Source organism: Pseudomonas sp. CC120222-01a (assembly GCF_003097235.1).
Taxonomy (GTDB): Bacteria; Pseudomonadota; Gammaproteobacteria; order Pseudomonadales; family Pseudomonadaceae; genus Aquipseudomonas.
On the sequence record NZ_QEQQ01000001.1, the window covers coordinates 362137 to 382621 of the forward strand.

The window sequence follows — 20485 nt, forward strand, 5'->3', positions numbered from 1 at the left end:
CCGGCATTTACCTGAAATCAGGCGTCGGGCGCAGCCTTGGCTTGCGGCTCGCTGTTCTCGTAGATCATCAGCGGCTGCGAAGTGCCTTCGATGACGCTCTCGTCGATCACCACCTTGCTGACATCCTTCTGCGAAGGAATTTCGTACATGGTGTCGAGCAGCACGCCTTCGAGGATCGAACGCAAGCCACGGGCGCCAGTCTTGCGCTCCAGGGCCTTGCGTGCGACGGCCTTGAGGGCGTCGGTGCGGAACTCGAGGTCAACGCTTTCCATCTCGAACAGCCTGGCGTACTGCTTGGTCAGGGCGTTCTTCGGCTCGGTGAGAATCTGCATCAGCGCAGCCTCGTCCAGCTCGTCGAGGGTCGCCAGCACCGGCAGGCGGCCGACGAACTCAGGGATCAGGCCAAACTTGACCAGATCGTCCGGCTCGACTTCGCGCAGCGATTCACCGACCTTCTTGCCCTCTTCCTTGCTGCGTACTTCGGCGCCAAAACCGATGCCACCCTTGGTGGAGCGGTTCTGGATGACCTTTTCCAGGCCGGAGAAGGCGCCACCGCAGATGAACAGGATGTTGCGGGTATCAACCTGCAGGAATTCCTGTTGCGGGTGCTTGCGGCCGCCCTGCGGCGGTACCGAAGCAACGGTGCCTTCAATCAGCTTCAGCAGCGCCTGCTGCACGCCTTCGCCCGAAACGTCGCGGGTGATGGACGGGTTGTCCGACTTACGCGAGATCTTGTCGATTTCGTCGATGTAGACAATGCCCATCTGGGCCTTTTCCACATCGTAGTCGCACTTCTGCAGCAGTTTCTGAATGATGTTCTCGACGTCTTCACCCACATAACCGGCTTCGGTCAGGGTGGTGGCGTCAGCAATGGTGAACGGTACGTTCAGCAGCCGTGCAAGGGTTTCGGCGAGCAGGGTCTTGCCCGAGCCGGTAGGCCCGATGAGCAGGATGTTGCTCTTGCCGAGCTCGACTTCGTCGCCCTTCTTGTCACGCTGGTTCAGGCGCTTGTAGTGGTTGTACACCGCTACAGCCAGCACCTTCTTCGCGCGCTCCTGACCGATGACGTACTGGTCCAGGATGCCGCTGATTTCTTTCGGCGAAGGCAATTTGTGCGCGCTGCTTTCGGCCTGGGCTTCCTGCACCTCCTCACGGATGATGTCGTTGCACAGGTCGACGCACTCGTCGCAGATAAATACCGAGGGCCCGGCAATCAGTTTGCGCACTTCGTGCTGGCTTTTGCCGCAGAAGGAGCAATAAAGCAATTTGCCGCTGTCCTCGCCGTTACGGGTGTCAGTCATTCGATCGATCCAATCCGGTAGGCTTGCAACACAAGATGAAGGCAATTGCGGGCTTTTTCAAGTCCGCAGGTAGGCGCTTTCCGCACCTACCTGCTCTGGCACCTGGGATCAGGAGGCCAGTTGCCGCTTGTCGTACACCGAGTCGATCAGGCCGTACTCGGCCGCGCGCGAGGCGCTCATGAAATTGTCACGCTCGGTGTCACGCTTGATGGTCTCGAGATCCTGGCCGGTGTGGTAGGCCAGCAGCTCGTTCAGGCGCGCCTTGATATTGAGGATTTCCTGGGCGTGGATCTCGATATCGGTGGCCTGGCCCTGGAAACCGCCCAGTGGCTGGTGGATCATCACGCGCGAGTTCGGCAGGCAGTGGCGCTTGCCCTTGGCACCAGCGGCCAACAGGAACGCACCCATGCTGCAGGCCTGGCCGATGCAGATGGTCGAGACGTCCGGCTTGATGAACTGCATGGTGTCGTAGATCGACATGCCTGCAGTCACCGAGCCGCCCGGGGAGTTGATGTACAGATGGATATCCTTGTCCGGGTTTTCCGCTTCAAGGAACAGCAGCTGCGCCACTACCAGGTTGGCCATGTAATCCTCTACCGGGCCAACCAGGAAGATCACTCGCTCCTTCAACAGGCGCGAGTAGATGTCGTAGGCACGTTCGCCACGGGCGGACTGCTCGATAACCATCGGGACCAGGCCGCCTGCGGCCTGGATGTCAGAGCTCTGCTGAATATAAGAATTGCGGGACATGTCCTGCGCTCACTCCCAAATAGTCATGGCTTGATAACGCACAAGCCAGCTCGAAGGCTGGCTTGTGGGGGTTTCCTACGAGAGAAGCCTGTTACTCAGCGGCGGCAGGAGCCTGTGCTGGCTTAACGGCGTCTTCGTACGAGACCGACTTGTCGGTCACAGTCGCTTTCTGCAGAACAGTATCTACAACTTGTTCTTCCAGCACAACCGAACGGACTTCGTTCAGTTGCTGGTCGTTCTTGTAGTACCAGGAGATGACCTGCTCAGGCTCTTGGTAAGCCGAAGCCATTTCTTCGATCATTTCGCGAACCTTGCCTTCGTCTGGCTTCAGTTCGAACTGCTTGACCACTTCAGCGACGATCAGGCCCAGCACCACACGGCGCTTGGCTTGCTCTTCGAACAGCTCGGCCGGCAGTTGCTCAGGCTTGATGTTGCCACCGAACTGCTGAACAGCCTGGACGCGCAGACGGTTGACTTCGTTTTCCAGCAGTGCCTTTGGCACTTCGATCGGGTTGGCGGCCAACAGACCGTCCATGACCTGGTTCTTGACCTTGGTCTTGATCGCCTGACGCAGTTCACGCTCCATGTTCTTGCGAACTTCGGTGCGGAAGCCTTCCAGGGTCGACTCTTTGATGCCGAACTGGGCGAAGAACTCTTCGTTCAGCTCTGGCAGCACAGGGGCCGATACGCTGTTGACGGTGATGGTGAACTCGGCGGCTTTGCCAGCCAGGTCCAGGTTCTGATAGTCCTCTGGGAAGGTCACGTTGACAACGCGCTCTTCGCCAGCCTTGGCGCCAACCAGGCCATCTTCGAAGCCTGGGATCATGCGGCCGGAACCCAGTACCAGCTGAGTGCCCTTGGCGGAACCACCGGCGAACACTTCACCGTCGACCTTGCCGACGAAGTCGATGTTGACCTGGTCGTCGTTCTGCGCAGCGCGCTCGACGGCCTCGAAGCGGGTGTTCTGCTTGCGCAGGACTTCCAGCATGTTGTCCAGGTCGGCGTCAGCCACTTCGGCGCTCAGGCGCTCGACGTTGATCGAGTCGAAGCCGGCAACGGTGAACTCTGGGAACACTTCGAAGATGGCAACGAATTCCAGGTCCTTGCCCTTTTCGAAGGACTTAGGCTCAACGGCCGGAGCGCCAGCCGGGTTCAGCTTCTGCTCGACGATGGCTTCGTAGAAGGAAGCCTGAACCAGGTCACCGAAGGCCTCTTGACGGGCATCGGCTTCGAAACGCTGACGGATCACGCTCATCGGCACCTTGCCTGGGCGGAAGCCCGCGACCTTGGCGCGCTTGGCAGTCTGCTGCAGACGCTTGTTGACTTCGTTCTCGACGCGCTCGGCCGGAACGGCGATGGTCATGCGGCGCTCGAGAGCGGAAGTGTTTTCAACAGAAACTTGCATGGATATTCCTCGTTGCACAGACGTTAGCCGGCGATAGCCCGACTCCAGAATCAAGGGCAAACATTCTAGTGAGTCACGCACCAGAAGTCACCCCACCCGGGACGACGGGAAACCTCGCCGGTCGATTAACTTGCATGGCCCGCACGGTGAAGTGCCGAGCCTCTTATATAGAGAGCTGCGTACCCCCGATGGGTGGCACACAACCGAAATACCTTGTCAAACAACCGCCAGCTTGAAAGCGACCCGCTTATTCAGGATCGATCTCATTGAACTGGCAGTACTCCTCCCACTCCATACCCAGCGCCTCAGCCACTTCGCGATGGGTCTCCAGGCGCATGGCCTCCAGCTGCTCGGGGCTTTCGGCGATCAACTGCAGCGCCAGCTCCCAGGGCTGAATGCCCTGCTCATCGGCGGCATCCTCGAATGCCCACTCGATCTGCTGGGCCTGCTCACGCGCATCCAGCTCGCGGATCTCCTCGAGCAGTTGCGGATTGGCTTCGGCAAAGCGCTGCAACGCCAGGGCCTGGCGGGCTTCTTTTGCAATCATCGGGGTGTTCCTCTGCCGGCCAAATGGGCCGGTGTTTCAACCGGCTGAAATCTAACAGCTTTTATTGGGGTGCCACCAGAGGATTACAAGGGCGGAAAGCGATATCCCTTAACCTCAGATGGTTCTTACCACCATCAGGGAATGAGCCTCTGGGCAGCAGATTCTGACTTCACTTGAATGGAGTACCTTTTTTGGTACACTTCCATGAGCGAAAAACCACCAACACTGGAAGCCTGCTTCTACCGCACAGAAGCAGGCAACGAACCTGTTCGCGACTGGCTCATTTCATTGCCCCGCGGGCACAAGAGAATGATCGGCACCCAAATCATGACGGTCCAGATCGGATGGCCACTCGGCATGCCCCTGGCCAGAAAGCTGGACCAAGGACTATGGGAAACCAGGATCGACCTGGACAACACCATTGCGCGAGTACTGTTCACGGTCTCCGGAAGCACGATGGTACTGCTGCACGGCTTTATCAAGAAAAGCCAGAAAACACCGGCTTTCGAACTGGAAACCGCCAGACAGCGCAAAGCAGCCCTGGAGAAATACACATGACCAACCCACACATCGGCTCCGGATTCGACGACTTTCTCACCGAACAGAAACTGGCAGAGGAAGTCAGCGCCGCAGCACTCAAGCGCGTGATTGCCTGGCAGATCGCCGAAGCCATGAAGAACCAGAACGTCACCAAGAAGATCCTGGCCGAGCGCATGCACACCAGCCGCACAGCCGTCGACCGGGCACTGGACCAGAACGACCCCGGCATGACCCTGGCCACGCTGGCCAGCGCCGCTCGCGCACTGGGGCAACGCGTGGAAGTACGCCTCATACCCGACCAGATTCCAGCCCATCCCTGACCAGACAACCGGGCAGTGCTGGCTGCCCACCCGCTGACGCCGCGCAGAAACAACAAAGGCGCCCGATCTCACGATCAAGGCGCCTTCGAAAAATATGGGGTGGACGATGGGAATCGAACCCACGACAACTGGAATCACAATCCAGCGCTCTACCAACTGAGCTACGCCCACCATATTGCGGTGTTGCAGTGTTGCGATACAGCCTTACAGAAGCATGGTGCGGACGAAGAGACTCGAACTCTTACAGCTTGCGCCGCTGGAACCTAAATCCAGTGTGTCTACCAATTTCACCACGTCCGCGTAACGCTTAAAACAAAGGCGCCAGATTATTCAATCAAAGGCGCCTTCGTCGAATATGGGGTGGACGATGGGAATCGAACCCACGACAACTGGAATCACAATCCAGCGCTCTACCAACTGAGCTACGCCCACCATATTGCATTACAGCCTTACTTGCTTGCCCAAGCTGCCTATATGGCGCACCCGGCAGGACTCGAACCTGCGACCATCCGCTTAGAAGGCGGATGCTCTATCCAGCTGAGCTACGGGCGCTTAAGCGTGAAGCCTAACCGAACAAGCCGTTAACAGGTAACTGCTAAACCACTCATTCTGCCCGACCTCGCCAACCAGTGCTAGGCTGTGCCCGACAAGTGCGGCGAATCTTATAGGCGAGCCTACAGGTCGTCAACACCTTTCTCGAAAAAATTTAAATTATTTAAGGGGTTAGGGGATTTGCCCGACCACCCGCCTTTGCCCTTGGGCGATGTCGTGCGAGAATGCGCCCTCTTTATTGTTCCTTTCTCGATGGTTAATCACGCGTCTATGACTGCACACCTAATCGATGGCAAGGCGATCGCCGCCAACCTGCGCAAGCAGATCGCTCAACGTGTCGAGGAGCGTCGCCAGCAAGGCCTGCGCACGCCGGGCCTGGCGGTGATCCTGGTCGGCACCGACCCCGCCTCCCAAGTCTATGTCTCGCACAAGCGCAAGGACTGCGAAGAGGTCGGCTTCATTTCCCAGGCATTCGACCTGCCCAGCGAGACCACGCAGCAAGCGCTGACCGAGCTGATCGACCGCCTCAACGACGACCCGGCCGTCGACGGCATCCTGCTGCAGCTGCCGCTGCCGGCGCACCTGGACGCTTCACTGCTGCTCGAGCGCATCCGCCCCGACAAAGACGTCGACGGCTTCCACCCGTACAACATCGGCCGCCTGGCCCAGCGCATCCCGCTGCTGCGCCCGTGCACGCCAAAAGGCATCATGACCCTGCTGGAAAGCACCGGTCAGGACCTGTACGGCATGAATGCGGTCATCGTCGGCGCTTCCAACATCGTTGGCCGCCCGATGGCCATGGAGCTGCTGCTGGGTGGTTGCACCGTGACCGTCTGCCACCGCTTCACCAAGGACCTGGCCGGCCACGTCGGCCGTGCCGACCTGGTGGTCGTGGCCGCCGGCAAGCCTGGCCTGGTCAAGGGTGAGTGGATCAAGGAAGGCGCCATCGTCATCGACGTCGGCATCAACCGCCAGGAAGATGGCAAGTTGGTCGGCGACGTGGTCTACGAGACTGCCCTGCCGCGTGCCGGCTGGATCACGCCGGTTCCGGGCGGTGTCGGGCCGATGACCCGCGCCTGCCTGCTGGAAAACACGCTGTATGCGGCGGAAGAGCTGCACAAGTAGTACCGCGTGACATGAAAACGGCACCTCTTGGAGGTGCCGTTTTTTTATCCCCGCGGTTCACCGCAGGCAGCACAGCCGATTCGGCTGCCAGCTGCGCAATATCAGCCACCCCCGCTGCCAGCACACCCCGTTTCAGCCAGCATCGCTTCGCTCCGCGCCCGACAATATCTCCAGAGCCCTCACTGGAAGCGTCGCCGCAAGGAGACCCCTCATGACCCGTTATATCGATGTGCAAGACCTCGCCCGCCTGGTCAACCGCAAAGGCCTGGCCACCTGCCTGGTGGAGATGGCCGAGTACATTCGCCAGGACTACCTGCGTTGGCAGGCCTTCGAGAAGTGCGCCCGGGTGGCCAATCACTCGCCCGGTGGGGTCATCGAGCTGATGCCGGTGTCCGATGCCGACCTGTACGCTTTCAAGTACGTCAACGGCCACCCGAAGAACACGCACCATGGCCTGCCCACGGTAATGGCCTTCGGCACCCTGGCCGATGTCGACACCGGCACGCCGTTGCTGCTCAGCGAGATGACCCTGACCACAGCGATCCGTACCGCGGCCACTTCGGCACTGGCCGCCCGCTACCTGGCGCGGGAGGACAGCCGCTGCATGGCGCTGATCGGCAACGGCTCGCAGAGCGAGTTCCAGGCCATTGCCTTCAATACCCTGGTGGGCATCGACGAGATCCGCCTGTACGACATCGACCCGACGGCCTCGGCCAAGCTGGTGGCCAACCTGGCCGGCCGCCCCGGCCTGAAGCTGAGCATCGCCAACTCGGTTGCCGAAGCGGTACGCGGCGCTGACATTGTCACCACGGTCACGGCCGACAAGGCCTATGCAACCATCCTGACCCCGGAGATGATCGAGCCTGGCATGCACCTGAATGCCGTCGGCGGCGACTGCCCAGGCAAAACCGAACTGCACCGCGACATCGTCGAACAGGCGCGAGTGATTGTCGAATACGAACCGCAGAGCCGGGTCGAAGGCGAGATTCAGCAGATGCCTGCAGATTCGCCGGTAGTCGAGTTCTGGCAGGTGCTCGCCGGGCTTGTTCAGGGCCGCGAGCATGCCGAACAGGTCACGCTGTTCGACTCGGTCGGCTTTGCCCTCGAAGACTATTCGGCCCTGCGTTATGTGCTGGACACCACGCGCATGCTGGGCATTGGCCAGGACATCGCGCTGGTGCCGAAGCTGGAGGATCCGAAAGACCTCTACTCGCTGCTGCAGCCACGAGTCATTGGCGTACGCTCGATGCGCAAGGCAGACACCGCCTGCGCCTGATGCACCCTGGGGCTGCGCAGCGGCCCCGGTTTACGCCTACCCTGTCCATGCCCCCTTCCGAAAGAAGCCCTGTGCATGGACACCAAGGACGCCAACGCCCCACCTCTGGACCGCATCGACGAAGCCATCATCGACGTGCTGCGCCACGACGGGCGCATCACCTTCGAAAAGCTCTCGAGCCTGGTCCACCTCACCCCACGCCCCTGCCTGGAGCGCGTGCGCAAGCTTGAGCGGCGGGGCGTGATCCGCGGCTACGGCGCCATCATCGACCTGCAGAAGCTCGCCCCGGGCTTGTCGCTGCTGGTGCTGGTGGCCCTGTCCAACCAGAGCGGGCGTGCTGCGCAAAAGGCCTTTGAAGCCACCATGCTGGCTTGCCCGGAGGTCTACGAATGCCATCTGATCAGCGGCCACTTCGACTACAGCCTGCGCCTGCGCTGCCGTGACATGGAGCACTACCGGGTGCTCAGCGAAAGCTGGATGAACGACGATGCGCTGCATATCGACAAGCTGGTGGCGCACCCGGAACTGGCGGCAGTCAAGCACATGGCCCCGCCACTGGGGCTGTAACCGGCCCCAGTAGTTGGCAAACGGATTGCAAATATCCCCTTCGCGCTGGCCAGCGCCCTGATTCACCCTCCGCGAGGGGGCAGCTGTACCCTCCCATGCACCGAACTAGAGCCCGGCCAGCGTAAACGCCCCACAACTGGTCAGACCGGTAAGGCCAAAAACCCTTGCAAAGTCGGGTTTTTCGCGCTTTTATGACTCCGCGCTGAACAAACCGGTAAGACCACAATAATTAAGTCCTGCGCTCTTTCGCCCCGTGCGGCACCGAAGCAAGGACACCGATCTGAGATCTCTCCCATGCTCAAATGGTGCTCGCGTTCGATCTTCCTGCAAGTTGTGCTCGGCCTTGCTCTCGGCATCGCCTGCGGCCTCAGCTTCCCCGACCTTTCCCTGCAGCTCAAACCCCTCGGCGACGGCTTCATCAAGCTGATCAAGATGCTCATCGGCCTGATCGTGTTCTGCGTGGTGGTCAGTGGCATTTCCGGCGCTGGCGACCTGAAGAAGGTCGGGCGCATCGGCCTGAAATCGGTGATCTACTTCGAAGTGCTGACCACCATCGCGCTGGTCATCGGTCTGGTGTTCGCCTTCAGCAGCGGCATCGGCAGTGGCGCCAACATCCACCTCGATCAGCTGTCCAGCGCCGACGCCAGCAGCCTGGCCGAGCGCGGCCAGCACATCCATGGGGCCACGGCGTTCTTCATGGACCTGATCCCGACCTCGGTGGTCGGTGCCTTCGCCGACAACAACATCCTCCAGGTGTTGCTGTTCTCGGTACTGTTCGGCAGCGCGCTGAACCTGGTGGGCGATTCGGCCGCCGGCATCTCGCGGCTGATCAACGAACTGAGCCACGTGATCTTCCGCATCATGGGCATGATCGTGCGCCTGGCGCCGATCGGCGTGTTCGGTGCCATCGCCTTCACCACCAGCAAGTACGGCCTGGAATCGCTGCAGCACCTGGGCGGCCTGGTGGCGCTGTTCTACCTGACCTGCGCCGGCTTCGTGCTGATCGTGCTGGGTACCGTGATGCGCGTGTCGGGTCTGAAGCTGTTGCCGTTCATCAAGTACCTGCGTGAAGAGCTGACCATCGTGCTCGGCACCGCTTCGTCCGACGCCGTGCTGCCGCAGATCATGCGCAAGCTGGAACACCTGGGCATCGGCAGCTCCACCGTCGGCCTGGTCATCCCCACCGGCTACTCGTTCAACCTCGACGGCTTCTCCATCTACCTGACCCTGGCCATCGTGTTCATCGCCAACGCCACCGGCACGCCGCTGGAGATGACCGACCTGCTGACCATCCTGCTGGTGTCGCTGGTGACTTCCAAGGGGGCTCACGGCATCCCAGGCTCGGCGCTGGTGATCCTCGCCGCTACCCTGACCGCCGTGCCGGCGATTCCGGTGGTGGGCCTGGTGCTGGTACTGGCAGTGGACTGGTTCATGGGCATTGGCCGGGCACTGACCAACCTGATCGGCAACTGCGTGGCCACCGTGGCCATCGCCCGCTGGGAAAAGGACATCGACCTGGAACGTGCGCAGAACGTGCTCGATGGCAAACCCGGCTTCGCCCCGGCGCCACGCAAGCCAGCCAACCCCCATCAACAGGAATTCTGAGCGAACGTGGCCGGCGTTGACGCCGGCCCTTCCAGGAGCGAAACGTGATCAGCTCATCGACCGTCGTCAACTCAGTGGTGGAAAAACTGCGCCAGGCCCTGGCCCGTGGCCAGTGGCGCTCCGGCGACATGCTACCCGGCCAGCGCGAACTGGCCGAACAACTGGGCATCAGCCGCCCCAGCCTGCGCGAAGCGGTGACCGTGCTGGAAACCCTGGGCCTGGTACGTGCACTGCCGGGCAAGGGGGTGCTGGTGCTCGATGCCGAGGCTGCGCCCCAGGACCCGGCCAGCGAAAGCGCCGCAGCGGCCAGCCTGGCCGATGTACTGGAGCTGCGCTACACCCTCGAACCGTTCATCGTCGGCCTGGTCGCGCAATCGGCCAACAGCCAGGACATCGGCCAGCTGCGCCTGACCCTGATGGACATGCGCGAAGCCCTGGAAGCTGATGACAGCGAAGCCGGGGTCAAGGCCTACATCGCCTTCCACGAAGCGCTGTTCGCCTTGACCACCAACCCGATCTTCCAGAGCGTGGTGCAGCAGACTGGCAACGCCCTCAAGCAAAGCGCCAGCATGCTGCGCAACTCGCCCGAGCACCTGGCCGCCCGGCTCAAGGAAAACGAAGCCGTGGTGCGCGCCATTCGCGAACGCAACAGCGCCCAGGCCAGCGCCCAGATGCGCCAGCACATTCTTGCCGAAGGCGAGCGCATGGGCATTCAACTCAACATCCCGGACGACCAGCCCGGCCAATGACCCTTGGAGAGCGACCATGACCGCCTGCGCCCACGCCGCCCCCCGCCTGCCTGCCCTGCTCGCCGCCGGCGAGACTCGCCTGTCGGCCGAGCAGATCTACCCGCGCCTGTTCGACGCGATCCTCGAGCAGCGCCTGCCGCCTGGCAGCCTGTTGCCCGAACAGGCCCTGGGCAATGCCTTCGGGGTCAGCCGCACGGTGATCCGCCGGGTGCTCGGGCGCCTGTCGGACCAACAAGTGGTGGTGCAGCGCCCCAGCCACACTGCCCACCTGGCTGCACCCGACCCCGAGCAGGCACGCCAGGTGCTCAGCGCCCGGCGCCTGGCCGAAACCACCCTGATCAGCCTGGCCGCGCAGCGTGCACGGCCCGTGCAGATCCGCCAGCTGCGCCAGCTGGTCGAGCGCGAGCGCCAGCACCATGAGCGCGGCGAGCGCTGCGCCGCCATCCGCCTGGGTGGCGAGTTTCACCTCAAGCTCGCCCAGGTAGCGGCCAATGAGCCGCTGGCGCGGTTTCTCAATGGCCTGGTGCCGATGACCTCGTTGATCATCGCCCGTTATGAATCGCCTTGCTGCGACCACTGCGCCTGGGAGGAACATGCGGCGATCATCGATGCTGTAGAAGCCGGTGATGCGGGGGCGGCACTGGCGTTAATGCATGAGCACCTCGACCGCCTGGAAGACAAACTCGACCTCGACTGAGCCGGAGCCGCCCTATACTCGGATAACCACCCAGCCTCTACCCCCGGGAGGCAGCCGAGTGAGCCGACGAGTCCTGGTTCTAGTGTGCCTCTTGCTGGCCATCGTCGGCTGCGCCGGCAAACGCCCGCCTGCCCCGCCCCCGCCGGCGGTGCTCGACCCTGCCGCCTGGCAGCGCATCGATCAGGAGCTGATCGAGGCTTCGGCCGGCGCCGCGGGCTCTGCCAACGACTACGCACGGCGCTCGATGCGGGTATGGAAGGAGCAGGTGCAGCAACGCACCGAAAAAGACTTCATCCCCTGGTTCACCGGCTACTGGACCCAGCAGTGGCTGACCATGAAGGTCGCCTGGTACAAGCTCGACAGCGGCGAGGGCCGCGAGCCCGCGGAAAAGCGCCTGGCGCTGTACCTGCAGGAGCAGTACCACCAGCGGGTCATCGAACCGGTGGCCGAACAGATCAACCCCGAGGGCATCCGCGATCGTGCCTGCGAGCTGTATATACAGTTGTTCGGCCAGCAACTGCACGCCATCATCCAGCGCTACAACGCCGCCCCCGAGCAAATCAGCCAACGCCTGAACCGCATCCCGGCCATCCACCTGGGGCCTCCGCCCGCCCGCAATGCCTCGCTGTATGAGTTGTTGCGGGCCAAGTCGCTGGAGCAGCAACCGGCCTGGCTGGCGTTGCGTGACCACTTGCACAAGCAGGCCGCCAAAGGCCCCGGCAGAACCGACGCGGGCTTGTCGTCGGTGGCGACTGATGCCAGCGAAAAAATCGGCGCCACCCTGGCCCCGCGCGGCATCGCCAGCGCCGTGGCCAGTGCCGTGGGCAAGGTGGCCGGGGCGATGATTTCGATTGTCTCGACCGGCTACGGCATCATGGCCCATAACCGTGACCAGCCACAGATGATCGAGCAGTTGCGGGTGATCCTGAATGTGGCACTCAACCAGGAATGGCAGGAGCTGATGGAGAACCGCCAGAGCGGCGCCCTGGCGGGGGTGTACTACCTGTCTGGGCAGGTCGAGGACAGCCTGCTGGCCACTATGCCCCAGCCATCCATGGAACAGCAGACCGAACTGCGGCAAGCGCCGGCACAACAGGAGCCTTTGCTGATTCGCCTGCCTTAGCCTCCTGTACCGGCCCTTTCGCGGGCTTGCCCGCTCCCACAGGTATTGCACAGGCCTTGCTGCAGTGGAAATCTTGTGGGAGCGGGCGAGCCCGCGAAAGGGACAGGGCATGTCACCTCAGGCGGCGGCCATGGCCGAAGTCGGCAAGCCAAAGATCCGGTCGAACGCCCAGTTGTAGGCGAAGGTGTAGCACGGGATCAGAACGATGAACGCCAGGTCCACCAGAAACGCCTCCAGCAGGCTCATGTCCAGCCACCAGGCAATCAGCGGAATCAGGTACACCACCAAGGTCAGCTGGAAACCGACGGCATGCGCCACCCGCCGCGCCACGCTGCGTCCACGCTTGGCCTGGCGGCTCTCCCAGTACTCGAACAGGCTGTTGTAGATCAGGTTCCAGAGCATGGCGATGGTGGTGATCATCACCGCCAGCGGCCCGGTGTGCGAAGCCTGGGTGTCCGACAGGTAGGCCAGCCCCAGCGTCGACATGCACAGGCCGATCAGTTCATAGAAGGTCACGTAGACCAGTTTGCGTTTGACGCCCTGCACGGGTTACCTCATGTGTCGAAATGCGATGAGGCGCAAGGATGATTCAATCCGCTTGACAGAAAAAGTCAGCAGCTTTCAGATTGATTGACAGGAGGCTGCCATGAATTTTTCCAGCGACAACATCCAGCTGTTTCTCGCCGTGCTCGACCGCGGTTCGTTTTCCGCCGCTGCCCGCGCCCTGCAGCGCGTGCCCTCGGCGGTGAGCATGGCCATCGGCAACCTTGAAGCCGAACTGGGCTACACCTTGTTCGAGCGCGGCTCACGGGAGGTCCGCGCCACCGCCCAGGCCCTGGCACTGGAACCCCATGCACGGCTGATCGCCGAACAGCTGGGCCTGCTGCAGGTGCATGCACTGGAGCTTTCCCAAGGGCTGGAAAGCAGCCTGACCCTTGCCGTTGTCCCGGATATCGACCATCGCCCGCTGCTGGCGGCCATTGCCAGCCTCGGTGCACGCTACCCGCTGCTCGACATCCAGCTGCTCAGCGCCCCGCAGGAAGAAGCCCTGCACCTGCTCGACAGCGGCCGCGCCGACCTGTGCGTGGCCTTTGCCGGCCTGCAGGTCGATGCCCGCCGCAGCTTCCAGCACATCGGCATGGAGTCGCTGGTGGCCACTTTGTCGCCGGGTCACCCGGCCCTGCTCGAGGACCGAATCCACTACCTCGAAGACTTGGTCAATGTGCGCCAGATCCTGGTGCGCAGCCGCGACCTGCCGCTGCTTGATCCGCGCCCGTTGATCGGCGCCACGCACTGGTCCACCGACAGTTTCGACCTGGCCCTGCAGATGGTCGAAGCCGGCCTTGGCTGGGGTGATCTGCCACTGGCCCGGGTCGCGCCACTCATCGATGCCGGGCGTTTGGTGCGCCTGCAATTTCACAACACGCGCAACGAACTGCAGCTGCCGATCCACGCCTTCTGGCGCAAGCAGCAACCTCTGCGCCAAGGCGCGCGCCTGCTGATCGACCTGATGGCCACCGGCTGATCCACCGTCCGTCGACCTGAACCAAAGAAAATAGGTAAGTGTTTCAACCTTTTACCGGCCAAGCCGATATGCCAGGAGACAGGCCCCGCCATCGCGCCACAAGCGCGCGGCGCCCTCCCCTCCATGGCTCAAGGTCTCGAAACATGAACCTGAAATTTCGCCACAAGATCCTCCTCAGCGCCTGCGGTGTCGTGGTGCTGGCCTTTGCGCTGTTCACGCTCTACAACGATTATCTGCAACGCAACACCCTTCGCCAGAACATCGAATCGTCCGTGCAACAAGCTGGCGCGCTGACCGCCAGCAGCGTGCAGAACTGGATGAGCGGGCGCATTCTGGTGCTGGAGAACCTGGCGCAGGACATTGCCGAACAAGGGGCAGGAGAGACCCTGGGGGGGCTGATTGAGCAGCCTTCCTACACGCGAAACTTCCTTTTCACCTACCTGGGCCAGGCAAACGGTGTGTTCACCCAGCGCCCAGACACGCAGATGCCGGCCGGCTACGACCCCCGTCAGCGGCCGTGGTACAGCAGCGCGGTCAGCGCCGGCCAGACCGTGCTCACCGCCCCCTACCAGGGCGCCGTCGGTGGCCTGATGGTGACCATCGCGGTACCGGTGAAAAGCAAGCGCAACGGCGAGTTGATCGGCGTGGTAGGTGGCGACCTGACCCTCGACACCCTGGTCGAGATCATCAACTCGGTCGACTTCGGCGGCATCGGCCACGCCTTCCTCGCCGACAGCAGTGGCCAGGTGATCGTCAGCCCGGACAAGGACCAGCTGATGAAGAACCTCAAGGACATCTACCCCGGCAGCGGCCTGCGCGTGACGGCCGGCATGCAGGACGTCACCCTCAACGGCGAGGAACGGCTGATCTCCTTCGCCCCGGTCGCCGGCCTGCCGTCGGCGCAGTGGTACATCGGCCTGTCGATCGACAAGGACAAGGCCTACGCCGCCATCAGCCAGTTCCGCACCTCGGCGATCATCGCCATGCTCATTGCCGTGGTCGCCATCGCCGTGCTGCTCGGCCTGCTGATCCCGGTGCTGATGCGCCCGCTGACCACCATGGGCCGCGCAATGCGCGACATCGCCGAAGGTGAAGGCGACCTGACCCGCCGCCTCGACGTGCAGCACAAGGACGAATTCGGCGAGCTGGCCAGCTCGTTCAACCGCTTCGTCGAGCGTATCCACACCTCGATCAGCGAAGTGTCTTCGGCTACCCGCCTGGTGCACGACCTGTCGGAGAAAGTGGTCAATGCCTCCAACGCCTCGATCATCGGCTCCGAAGAACAGAGCATGCGCACCAACAGCGTGGCCGCGGCCATCAACCAGCTGGGCGCTGCGACCCAGGAGATCGCCCGCAATGCGGCCGATGCCTCGCAACATGCCAGCGGCGCCAGTGACCAGGCCCATGGCGGCCGTGAGGTGGTCGAGCAGGCGATCAACGCCATGACCGCGCTGTCCCAGCGCATCAGCGAGTCGTGCGAACAGATCGAAACCCTCAATGCCAGCACCGACGAGATCGGCAAGATCCTCGACGTGATCAAGGGCATTTCCCAGCAGACCAACCTGCTGGCGCTCAACGCCGCCATCGAAGCCGCCCGTGCCGGTGAGGCCGGGCGCGGCTTTGCCGTGGTTGCCGACGAGGTCCGCAACCTGGCACACCGCACCCAGGAATCGGCCGAAGAAATCCACCGCATGATCACCAGCCTGCAAGTAGGCTCGCGCGAGGCGGTGCACACCATGAACACCAGCCAGGTATCGAGCGAACAGACCGTGCAGGTGGCCAACCAGGCCGGCGAACGCCTGGCCAGCGTGACCCAGCGCATCGGCGAAATCGACGGCATGAACCAGTCGGTGGCCACGGCGACCGAGGAACAGACGGCAGTGGTCGAGAGCCTCAACCTGGACATCACCCAGATCAACGCGCTCAACCAGCAAGGGGTGGAGAACCTCAACCAGACCCTGCAGCATTGCGATGCCCTGGCGCAGCAGGCCGGGCGCCTGAAGCAGCTGGTGGGCAGCTTCCGCATCTGATGCAGCGCCCCTCGTCGGCGCTCGCCGACGAGGGGATTGCGCGCTAGGCGGCCACCGCCTGGCCGCTCCTGCCCCGCCGCACCCAGGCCAGCAACACCGCCGCCATCAGCACAAAGCCCAGATAGCCGAACAGCGGATACACCTCGCCCACCAGGCTGATGAACCCCACCAGGCTGCAGACGAACGCCGCCACCCCGGTGACCACCGAACCCCAGCGGAACTTCGCCGTGCCCGCCGGCAGCAGCCGCGACAGGAACGAGAACAGCGTGCCCACCGCCGTGTTGACGATCATGCCGAAGATGATCAGGCACATCACCACGCCCAGCAGCGGCGACACTTCATTGGCAATCGACAGCATCGGCATGGGCAAGTCGGCCACGCTGTCCAGGCGCGACAACAGCCCGGCACTCATCACCAGCATCAGCAAGCCCAGCGCAGCGCCCCCGAGCAGGCCGCCCCATACTGCGGCCTTCTCGCCCTTGGCCGAGCCGCCGAGGATCGCCAGGATCGGTGCCCCGGCAACGATGTTGTAGGACACATACAAAAACGCCCCGAGCAACCAGTGCCGGGTGCCCGCCTGCTGCTGGCTGGCCAGCTGGTCGAGCGCGGCAAGGCTCTGCCCGCGGGTGAACACCGCGTACAGGGCAATCGCCGAGGCCACCAGGATCAGCAACGGGGTAATGGCACCAATGGCGACGATGACCTTGCGCACATCCAGGCACACGATCGCCACCACCAGCAGCGTCACCAGCACGCTGCCGGTCAGTGCCGGAATGCCGAACTGCTGCTCCAGCAATGCTCCACCACCGGCCAGCATGACCACGGTCACGGCGAACATGAAGAAGGTGATCAGCCAATCGACGAACAAGCCCAGATGGCGCCCGCAGATGGCCTGGATCACATCCTTGTGCGAAGTGGCGCGCTGGCGGTTGCCCAGCCCGGCGAGGGCCATGCCGAGGAAGGTGAACAGCGCCGCGCTGACCAGGGCGCCCAACAGCCCCCAGAGGCCGAAGTCGACGAAGAACAACAGCAGTTCCCGCCCGGACGCAAAGCCCGCCCCCACGATCACGCCGACGAAGGCCCCGGCGATCTTCAGTTGTTCTTGCATGTGAACCTCTGGTTATTGTTGTTGTGGCCCCACAGGGCTTGGCCGCGAACTGCGGCTGGCTCAGCCTTCGCCGACGAATGCCTGCACTTCGATCTCCACATCCACGCCCAGCGCCAACGCCGACGCCACGGTCGAACGCACCGGCAGCGCGGCGCCGAAGAACGCTTTGTAGACCTCGTTGAAACCGGCGAAGTGGTCCATCGACGACAGCCACACCGTCACCTTGACCACCTGGTCGAAGCGCGCCCCGCACGCCTCCAGGCTCTCGGCGATGCGTTCGCAGGCGGCGCGGGTCTGGGCCTGGATATCACCGCGCACCACCTCGCCAGCGGGGCTCATCGGCACCTGGCCAGACAGGAACAGGAAACCGCCCGCCTTCACCGCACGGGAAAACGGGAACGGCAAGCTGCTAGGGAAACGCTGGATCTGATTGCTCATGACAAACTCCTTTCAGGGTTACTGGAAACGTGCCGGGGACAGGCGCTCGGGCGCCACCCCCTGGGCGGTCAGGCTCGGGCACAACGCTTGCCCGAGCAGCAAGTCGGCGGCCAGGCGTGAAGCACCGGCTGCCGACTGGATACCATAGCCACCTTGCGCCGCCAGCCAGAAGAACGCCGGCATCTGCCGATCGAAACCGATCACCAGGTCGCCGTCGGCGACGAACGAACGCAAGCCCGCCCAGGTGTGGCTGGGGCGGCGGATGGACAGTGACGTCATGGCCTCGATGTTGTAGATGCCCAGGGCGATATCGAGCTCCTCGGGGGCGGCATCCTGAGGCTCGACCGGGTCGGCATTGGCCGGTGAGCCCAGCAGTTGGCCGGCGTCGGGCTTGAAGTAGAAGCTCTCGTCGACACCAATCACCGCTGGCCAACGGGCAAAGTCCTGGTCGGCCGGGCCAGGGAAGGTGAACGCACTGCGCCGGCACGGCTGCAGGCCGACGCGGGCCACGCCACACTGATCGGCCACCCGGTCAGCCCAGGCACCGGCGGCATTGACCAGGGTGTGCGCCAGCAGTTGGCTGCCATCGGCCAGCTCCACCTGCCACAGCTCATCGACGTAGCGGGCCCGGAGCAGTTCGGCGTTGCAGCGCAACTCGCCACCGGCAGCACGGTAGCCACGCAGGAAGCCCTGGTGCAGGGCGTGCACGTCAAGGTCCATGGCGCCCGGCTCATGCACCGCACCGGCCAGGCTGTCGGCGTTCAGGCTGGGGACCAGCGCCAGCGCCGCGTCGCGGTCGAGCAGGCTGACCGCTGTGCCGTTGGCCAGGTTCTGCGCGTGGGTGTGTTCAAGCAGCTCGCGTTGTTCATGGCTGGCGACATACAGGCAGCCCCGCGGTTCGAGCAACGGGTGCTCGCAGAAACCTGCTGGCGGCGCTTCGTAGAAGGCTCGGCTGGCGCGGGTCAGGGCCTGGATCTGCGGTGTTCCGTAGGCCTCCATGAACATCGCGGCCGAGCGCCCGGTCGAGTGGTAGCCCGGTTGCGTTTCGCGTTCGAGCAACAGCACGCGGCGCTCACCGGCCAGGCGATAGCCCAGCGAGGCACCAGCGATACCGGCGCCGATGATCAGGGTGTCGTAGATCTGGGTCATGCACGCTCCTGCTGCGCGAATTATCATTTATGAGAATTCTAATATATGAGAATTTCGGAACATGCAAGCGCGCGAGTTAAGATGCGCGACCCATGACGTATGCCGAGACCCGCGAATGCCTGATGCCCGCACCGCTGCCCTGCCCTTGCTAGACCGCGCCGAAGTCGGCGGGCGCCTGCGCCAGGTGCGCAAGGCACGCCAGATGACTCTCAAGCAATTGTCCGAGCTCAGTGGCGTGCCGGTGTCGACCTTGTCGAAGATGGAACTGGCGCAGGTTTCGGTGAGCTACGAAAAACTGGCCGCTGCCGCGCGCGCCCTGAATGTCGACATTGCCCATCTGTTCCGCGCCAGCGGCGCGGTGGCGGAGGCCGTGGCGGCGCCAGTGACCGTGGTGGTCGACTCGTTGCCCGCCGCTGCCGGATATTCCACTGGCACCTACGATTACCACCCGATCGCCGGGGCCTTCCCGGAGCGGCGCATGACCCCCGCCTACGCCCGCATCATCGCTCGCGAACGCGGCCAGTTCGACGATTTTATCCGCCATCCAGGCCAGGAGTTCGCAGTGGTGCTGAGCGGCCGGGTGCGCATCGAATTCGAAACCGGCGAGGCCGTCAGCATCGGGCCACAGGAAACGGCTTATTTTGACAGCCAGGTCGGGCACATCTACCTGTCGGAAAGCGAGGATGGCGGCGATGCCCATGTGATGGTGGTCATGACCGATCGCTGACGCGGTTATAACCTAATAACGAACAAGTCTATTTGGCTATAAAAACTCCCTATATGCTGGCACCCATCCGATAACGGGCAAAGCTGGGCAGTCGAGTAGCGTATGGATGTAGGATCTTTCGGTTTCACCATTGCCGGACTGGTTGTGGGCTTCATCGTCGGCATGACCGGCGTCGGCGGCGGCTCGCTGATGACCCCGATCCTGCTGTGGTTCGGTATCAACCCGGCAACCGCCGTGGGCACCGACCTGCTGTATGCCGCCATCACCAAGGGCAGTGGCGTCTGGGTGCATGCCCGGCAGAAGAACATCGACTGGAAAATCACCGGCCTGCTCAGCCTCGGCAGCGTGCCGGCCGCAGCCCTGACCCTGTGGTTCCTCAGCACCCTGCACACCGACACCACGGCGCTGAACGCCATCATCAAGCAAGGCCTGGCGGTGGTGCTGATCCTCACTGCCCTGGCGATCCTGTTCAAGTCGCGCCTGCAAGCGTTCGCCAGCCGTCACGCCGGTGACCACTATCACCTCAGCGACCGCAGCCTGAACACCCTCACCGTGCTGACCGGCGTGGTGCTGGGCGTGATGGTTACCCTGACCTCGATCGGTGCCGGCGCCCTGGGCACCGTGGCGCTGTTCCTGCTCTACCCGTTCCTGGCCACCCGTCGCCTGGTCGGTACCGAGATCGCCCACGCCGTACCCCTGACCCTGGTTGCCGGTATCGGCCACGCCGGCATGGGCAACATGGACTGGTCCCTGCTGGGCTACCTGTTGCTGGGCTCGCTGCCGGGCATCTACCTGGGCAGCCACCTCACCGGACGCATCTCCGACCGCGTGCTGCGCCCCTGCCTGGCAACCATGCTGTTGCTGATCGGCTATAAACTGGCGTTTTGAGAATGTGCGACCTGCCCCGAATCGTCCTAATCTGGTAGCGAGAACCGCCAAGCAGGAGATGAT

The 20485-nt window shown here is 63.1% G+C and carries 21 protein-coding genes, 4 tRNA genes and 1 pseudogene; 14 read left to right on the forward strand and 12 right to left on the reverse strand.

Features of this window, described 5'->3' with window-relative positions; translation table 11 throughout:
- Positions 1-17: 17 nt before the first annotated feature.
- The 4 genes from clpX to N430_RS01735 form a co-directional block, all read right to left on the reverse strand.
- A complete protein-coding gene (clpX, locus tag N430_RS01720) occupies positions 18-1301 on the reverse strand; it encodes an ATP-dependent Clp protease ATP-binding subunit ClpX (protein ID WP_060507985.1) in 1284 nt (427 codons plus the stop codon).
- A 108-nt stretch (positions 1302-1409) separates the two neighbouring features.
- The gene (clpP, locus tag N430_RS01725; protein WP_003259400.1) at positions 1410-2051 is read right to left on the reverse strand and encodes an ATP-dependent Clp endopeptidase proteolytic subunit ClpP; all 642 of its coding nucleotides are present in this window, start codon (positions 2049-2051) and stop codon (positions 1410-1412) included.
- Positions 2052-2142: 91 nt separating this feature from the next.
- Complete coding sequence (gene tig / locus N430_RS01730) at positions 2143-3456, reverse strand: trigger factor (RefSeq protein WP_085674683.1); 1314 nt, start codon at positions 3454-3456, stop codon at positions 2143-2145.
- Between the two features lie 247 nt (positions 3457-3703).
- Positions 3704-4003: a DUF6388 family protein gene (locus tag N430_RS01735; RefSeq protein WP_110631606.1), complete on the reverse strand. Its 300-nt coding sequence runs from the start codon at positions 4001-4003 to the stop codon at positions 3704-3706.
- A gap of 204 nt (positions 4004-4207) precedes the next feature.
- On the opposite strand from N430_RS01735, the gene N430_RS01740 reads away from it, so the two are divergent.
- Together N430_RS01740 and N430_RS01745 are read left to right on the forward strand one after the other, a co-directional pair.
- A complete protein-coding gene (locus N430_RS01740) occupies positions 4208-4561 on the forward strand; it encodes a type II toxin-antitoxin system RelE/ParE family toxin (RefSeq protein WP_110632523.1) in 354 nt (117 codons plus the stop codon).
- Positions 4558-4863, forward strand: a complete 306-nt coding sequence (locus N430_RS01745) for an XRE family transcriptional regulator (protein WP_110631603.1) — start codon at positions 4558-4560, stop codon at positions 4861-4863. Before N430_RS01740 ends, N430_RS01745 begins: the two co-directional genes overlap by 4 nt.
- A gap of 95 nt (positions 4864-4958) precedes the next feature.
- Here the strand turns inward: N430_RS01745 and N430_RS01750 are convergent.
- The 4 genes from N430_RS01750 to N430_RS01765 form a co-directional block, all read right to left on the reverse strand.
- Positions 4959-5034, reverse strand: a tRNA-His gene (locus tag N430_RS01750).
- A 44-nt stretch (positions 5035-5078) separates the two neighbouring features.
- Positions 5079-5163 (reverse strand) — tRNA-Leu (locus N430_RS01755).
- Between the two features lie 56 nt (positions 5164-5219).
- Positions 5220-5295: transfer RNA gene (locus N430_RS01760), tRNA-His, on the reverse strand.
- A 43-nt stretch (positions 5296-5338) separates the two neighbouring features.
- Positions 5339-5415: transfer RNA gene (locus tag N430_RS01765), tRNA-Arg, on the reverse strand.
- A 270-nt stretch (positions 5416-5685) separates the two neighbouring features.
- Between N430_RS01765 and folD the strand changes: the two genes are divergently transcribed.
- The 7 genes from folD to N430_RS01800 all read left to right on the forward strand — a co-directional run bounded on the left by folD (position 5686) and on the right by N430_RS01800 (position 12557).
- Complete coding sequence (gene folD, locus N430_RS01770; RefSeq protein WP_054883547.1) at positions 5686-6540, forward strand: bifunctional methylenetetrahydrofolate dehydrogenase/methenyltetrahydrofolate cyclohydrolase FolD; 855 nt, start codon at positions 5686-5688, stop codon at positions 6538-6540.
- Between the two features lie 211 nt (positions 6541-6751).
- On the forward strand, positions 6752-7816 hold the full coding sequence (locus N430_RS01775) for an ornithine cyclodeaminase (protein ID WP_110631600.1): 1065 nt from the start codon (positions 6752-6754) through the stop codon (positions 7814-7816).
- A 75-nt stretch (positions 7817-7891) separates the two neighbouring features.
- The gene (locus N430_RS01780; RefSeq protein ID WP_110631597.1) at positions 7892-8383 is read left to right on the forward strand and encodes an Lrp/AsnC family transcriptional regulator; all 492 of its coding nucleotides are present in this window, start codon (positions 7892-7894) and stop codon (positions 8381-8383) included.
- Between the two features lie 294 nt (positions 8384-8677).
- Positions 8678-9988, forward strand: a complete 1311-nt coding sequence (locus tag N430_RS01785; protein WP_110631593.1) for a C4-dicarboxylate transporter DctA — start codon at positions 8678-8680, stop codon at positions 9986-9988.
- Positions 9989-10032: 44 nt separating this feature from the next.
- Entirely contained in the window at positions 10033-10737 is a 705-nt protein-coding gene (locus N430_RS01790) for a FadR/GntR family transcriptional regulator (RefSeq protein WP_110631591.1), read from the forward strand.
- A gap of 16 nt (positions 10738-10753) precedes the next feature.
- Positions 10754-11434, forward strand: a complete 681-nt coding sequence (locus tag N430_RS01795; protein ID WP_110631588.1) for a GntR family transcriptional regulator — start codon at positions 10754-10756, stop codon at positions 11432-11434.
- Between the two features lie 58 nt (positions 11435-11492).
- Positions 11493-12557, forward strand: a complete 1065-nt coding sequence (locus tag N430_RS01800; protein ID WP_110631584.1) for a hypothetical protein — start codon at positions 11493-11495, stop codon at positions 12555-12557.
- A 117-nt stretch (positions 12558-12674) separates the two neighbouring features.
- Here N430_RS01800 and N430_RS01805 read toward each other — a convergent pair whose 3' ends face one another.
- The gene (locus N430_RS01805; RefSeq protein WP_110631581.1) at positions 12675-13103 is read right to left on the reverse strand and encodes a PACE efflux transporter; all 429 of its coding nucleotides are present in this window, start codon (positions 13101-13103) and stop codon (positions 12675-12677) included.
- A 100-nt stretch (positions 13104-13203) separates the two neighbouring features.
- On the opposite strand from N430_RS01805, the gene N430_RS01810 reads away from it, so the two are divergent.
- The 3 genes and pseudogenes from N430_RS01810 to N430_RS29885 all read left to right on the forward strand — a co-directional run bounded on the left by N430_RS01810 (position 13204) and on the right by N430_RS29885 (position 16112).
- Positions 13204-14082, forward strand: a complete 879-nt coding sequence (locus N430_RS01810; RefSeq protein ID WP_110631578.1) for a LysR family transcriptional regulator — start codon at positions 13204-13206, stop codon at positions 14080-14082.
- A gap of 143 nt (positions 14083-14225) precedes the next feature.
- Positions 14226-15254, forward strand: a pseudogene (mcpA, locus tag N430_RS29880) (methyl-accepting chemotaxis protein McpA); the annotation flags it as partial.
- A gap of 117 nt (positions 15255-15371) precedes the next feature.
- Positions 15372-16112, forward strand: coding sequence for a methyl-accepting chemotaxis protein (locus N430_RS29885; RefSeq protein WP_371922750.1), 741 nt, complete (start codon positions 15372-15374; stop codon positions 16110-16112).
- A gap of 43 nt (positions 16113-16155) precedes the next feature.
- On the opposite strand, the gene N430_RS01820 is transcribed toward N430_RS29885, so the two are convergent.
- The 3 genes from N430_RS01820 to N430_RS01830 are packed head-to-tail and all read right to left on the reverse strand — an operon-like array spanning position 16156 to position 18807.
- Positions 16156-17220 carry a hypothetical protein gene (locus N430_RS01820; RefSeq protein ID WP_110631572.1) on the reverse strand — a complete coding sequence of 355 codons (1065 nt, stop codon included), beginning with the start codon at positions 17218-17220 and terminating at the stop codon, positions 16156-16158.
- Between the two features lie 60 nt (positions 17221-17280).
- The gene (locus tag N430_RS01825; protein WP_110631569.1) at positions 17281-17658 is read right to left on the reverse strand and encodes a RidA family protein; all 378 of its coding nucleotides are present in this window, start codon (positions 17656-17658) and stop codon (positions 17281-17283) included.
- An 18-nt stretch (positions 17659-17676) separates the two neighbouring features.
- Complete coding sequence (locus tag N430_RS01830) at positions 17677-18807, reverse strand: FAD-binding oxidoreductase (RefSeq protein WP_110631566.1); 1131 nt, start codon at positions 18805-18807, stop codon at positions 17677-17679.
- Positions 18808-18922: 115 nt separating this feature from the next.
- On the opposite strand from N430_RS01830, the gene N430_RS01835 reads away from it, so the two are divergent.
- Both N430_RS01835 and N430_RS01840 read left to right on the forward strand, forming a co-directional pair.
- Positions 18923-19534 carry a helix-turn-helix domain-containing protein gene (locus N430_RS01835; protein ID WP_110631563.1) on the forward strand — a complete coding sequence of 204 codons (612 nt, stop codon included), beginning with the start codon at positions 18923-18925 and terminating at the stop codon, positions 19532-19534.
- A 102-nt stretch (positions 19535-19636) separates the two neighbouring features.
- Positions 19637-20422, forward strand: a complete 786-nt coding sequence (locus tag N430_RS01840) for a sulfite exporter TauE/SafE family protein (RefSeq protein ID WP_110631559.1) — start codon at positions 19637-19639, stop codon at positions 20420-20422.
- The last annotated feature ends 63 nt before the right edge of the window (positions 20423-20485 follow it).

Bases quoted from the DNA above. Each gene is read 5' to 3' on its own strand.
- clpX (WP_060507985.1), bottom strand. From the start codon at position 1,301: ATGACTGACACCCGTAACGGCGAGGACAGCGGCAAATTGCTTTATTGC.
- clpP (WP_003259400.1), bottom strand. From the start codon at position 2,051: ATGTCCCGCAATTCTTATATTCAGCAGAGCTCTGACATCCAGGCCGCA.
- tig (WP_085674683.1), bottom strand. From the start codon at position 3,456: ATGCAAGTTTCTGTTGAAAACACTTCCGCTCTCGAGCGCCGCATGACC.
- N430_RS01735 (WP_110631606.1), bottom strand. From the start codon at position 4,003: ATGATTGCAAAAGAAGCCCGCCAGGCCCTGGCGTTGCAGCGCTTTGCC.
- N430_RS01740 (WP_110632523.1), top strand. From the start codon at position 4,208: ATGAGCGAAAAACCACCAACACTGGAAGCCTGCTTCTACCGCACAGAA.
- N430_RS01745 (WP_110631603.1), top strand. From the start codon at position 4,558: ATGACCAACCCACACATCGGCTCCGGATTCGACGACTTTCTCACCGAA.
- folD (WP_054883547.1), top strand. From the start codon at position 5,686: ATGACTGCACACCTAATCGATGGCAAGGCGATCGCCGCCAACCTGCGC.
- N430_RS01775 (WP_110631600.1), top strand. From the start codon at position 6,752: ATGACCCGTTATATCGATGTGCAAGACCTCGCCCGCCTGGTCAACCGC.
- N430_RS01780 (WP_110631597.1), top strand. From the start codon at position 7,892: ATGGACACCAAGGACGCCAACGCCCCACCTCTGGACCGCATCGACGAA.
- N430_RS01785 (WP_110631593.1), top strand. From the start codon at position 8,678: ATGCTCAAATGGTGCTCGCGTTCGATCTTCCTGCAAGTTGTGCTCGGC.
- N430_RS01795 (WP_110631588.1), top strand. From the start codon at position 10,754: ATGACCGCCTGCGCCCACGCCGCCCCCCGCCTGCCTGCCCTGCTCGCC.
- N430_RS01810 (WP_110631578.1), top strand. From the start codon at position 13,204: ATGAATTTTTCCAGCGACAACATCCAGCTGTTTCTCGCCGTGCTCGAC.
- N430_RS29885 (WP_371922750.1), top strand. From the start codon at position 15,372: ATGCGCACCAACAGCGTGGCCGCGGCCATCAACCAGCTGGGCGCTGCG.
- N430_RS01820 (WP_110631572.1), bottom strand. From the start codon at position 17,220: ATGCAAGAACAACTGAAGATCGCCGGGGCCTTCGTCGGCGTGATCGTG.
- N430_RS01825 (WP_110631569.1), bottom strand. From the start codon at position 17,658: ATGAGCAATCAGATCCAGCGTTTCCCTAGCAGCTTGCCGTTCCCGTTT.
- N430_RS01830 (WP_110631566.1), bottom strand. From the start codon at position 18,807: ATGACCCAGATCTACGACACCCTGATCATCGGCGCCGGTATCGCTGGT.
- N430_RS01835 (WP_110631563.1), top strand. From the start codon at position 18,923: ATGCCTGATGCCCGCACCGCTGCCCTGCCCTTGCTAGACCGCGCCGAA.
- N430_RS01840 (WP_110631559.1), top strand. From the start codon at position 19,637: ATGGATGTAGGATCTTTCGGTTTCACCATTGCCGGACTGGTTGTGGGC.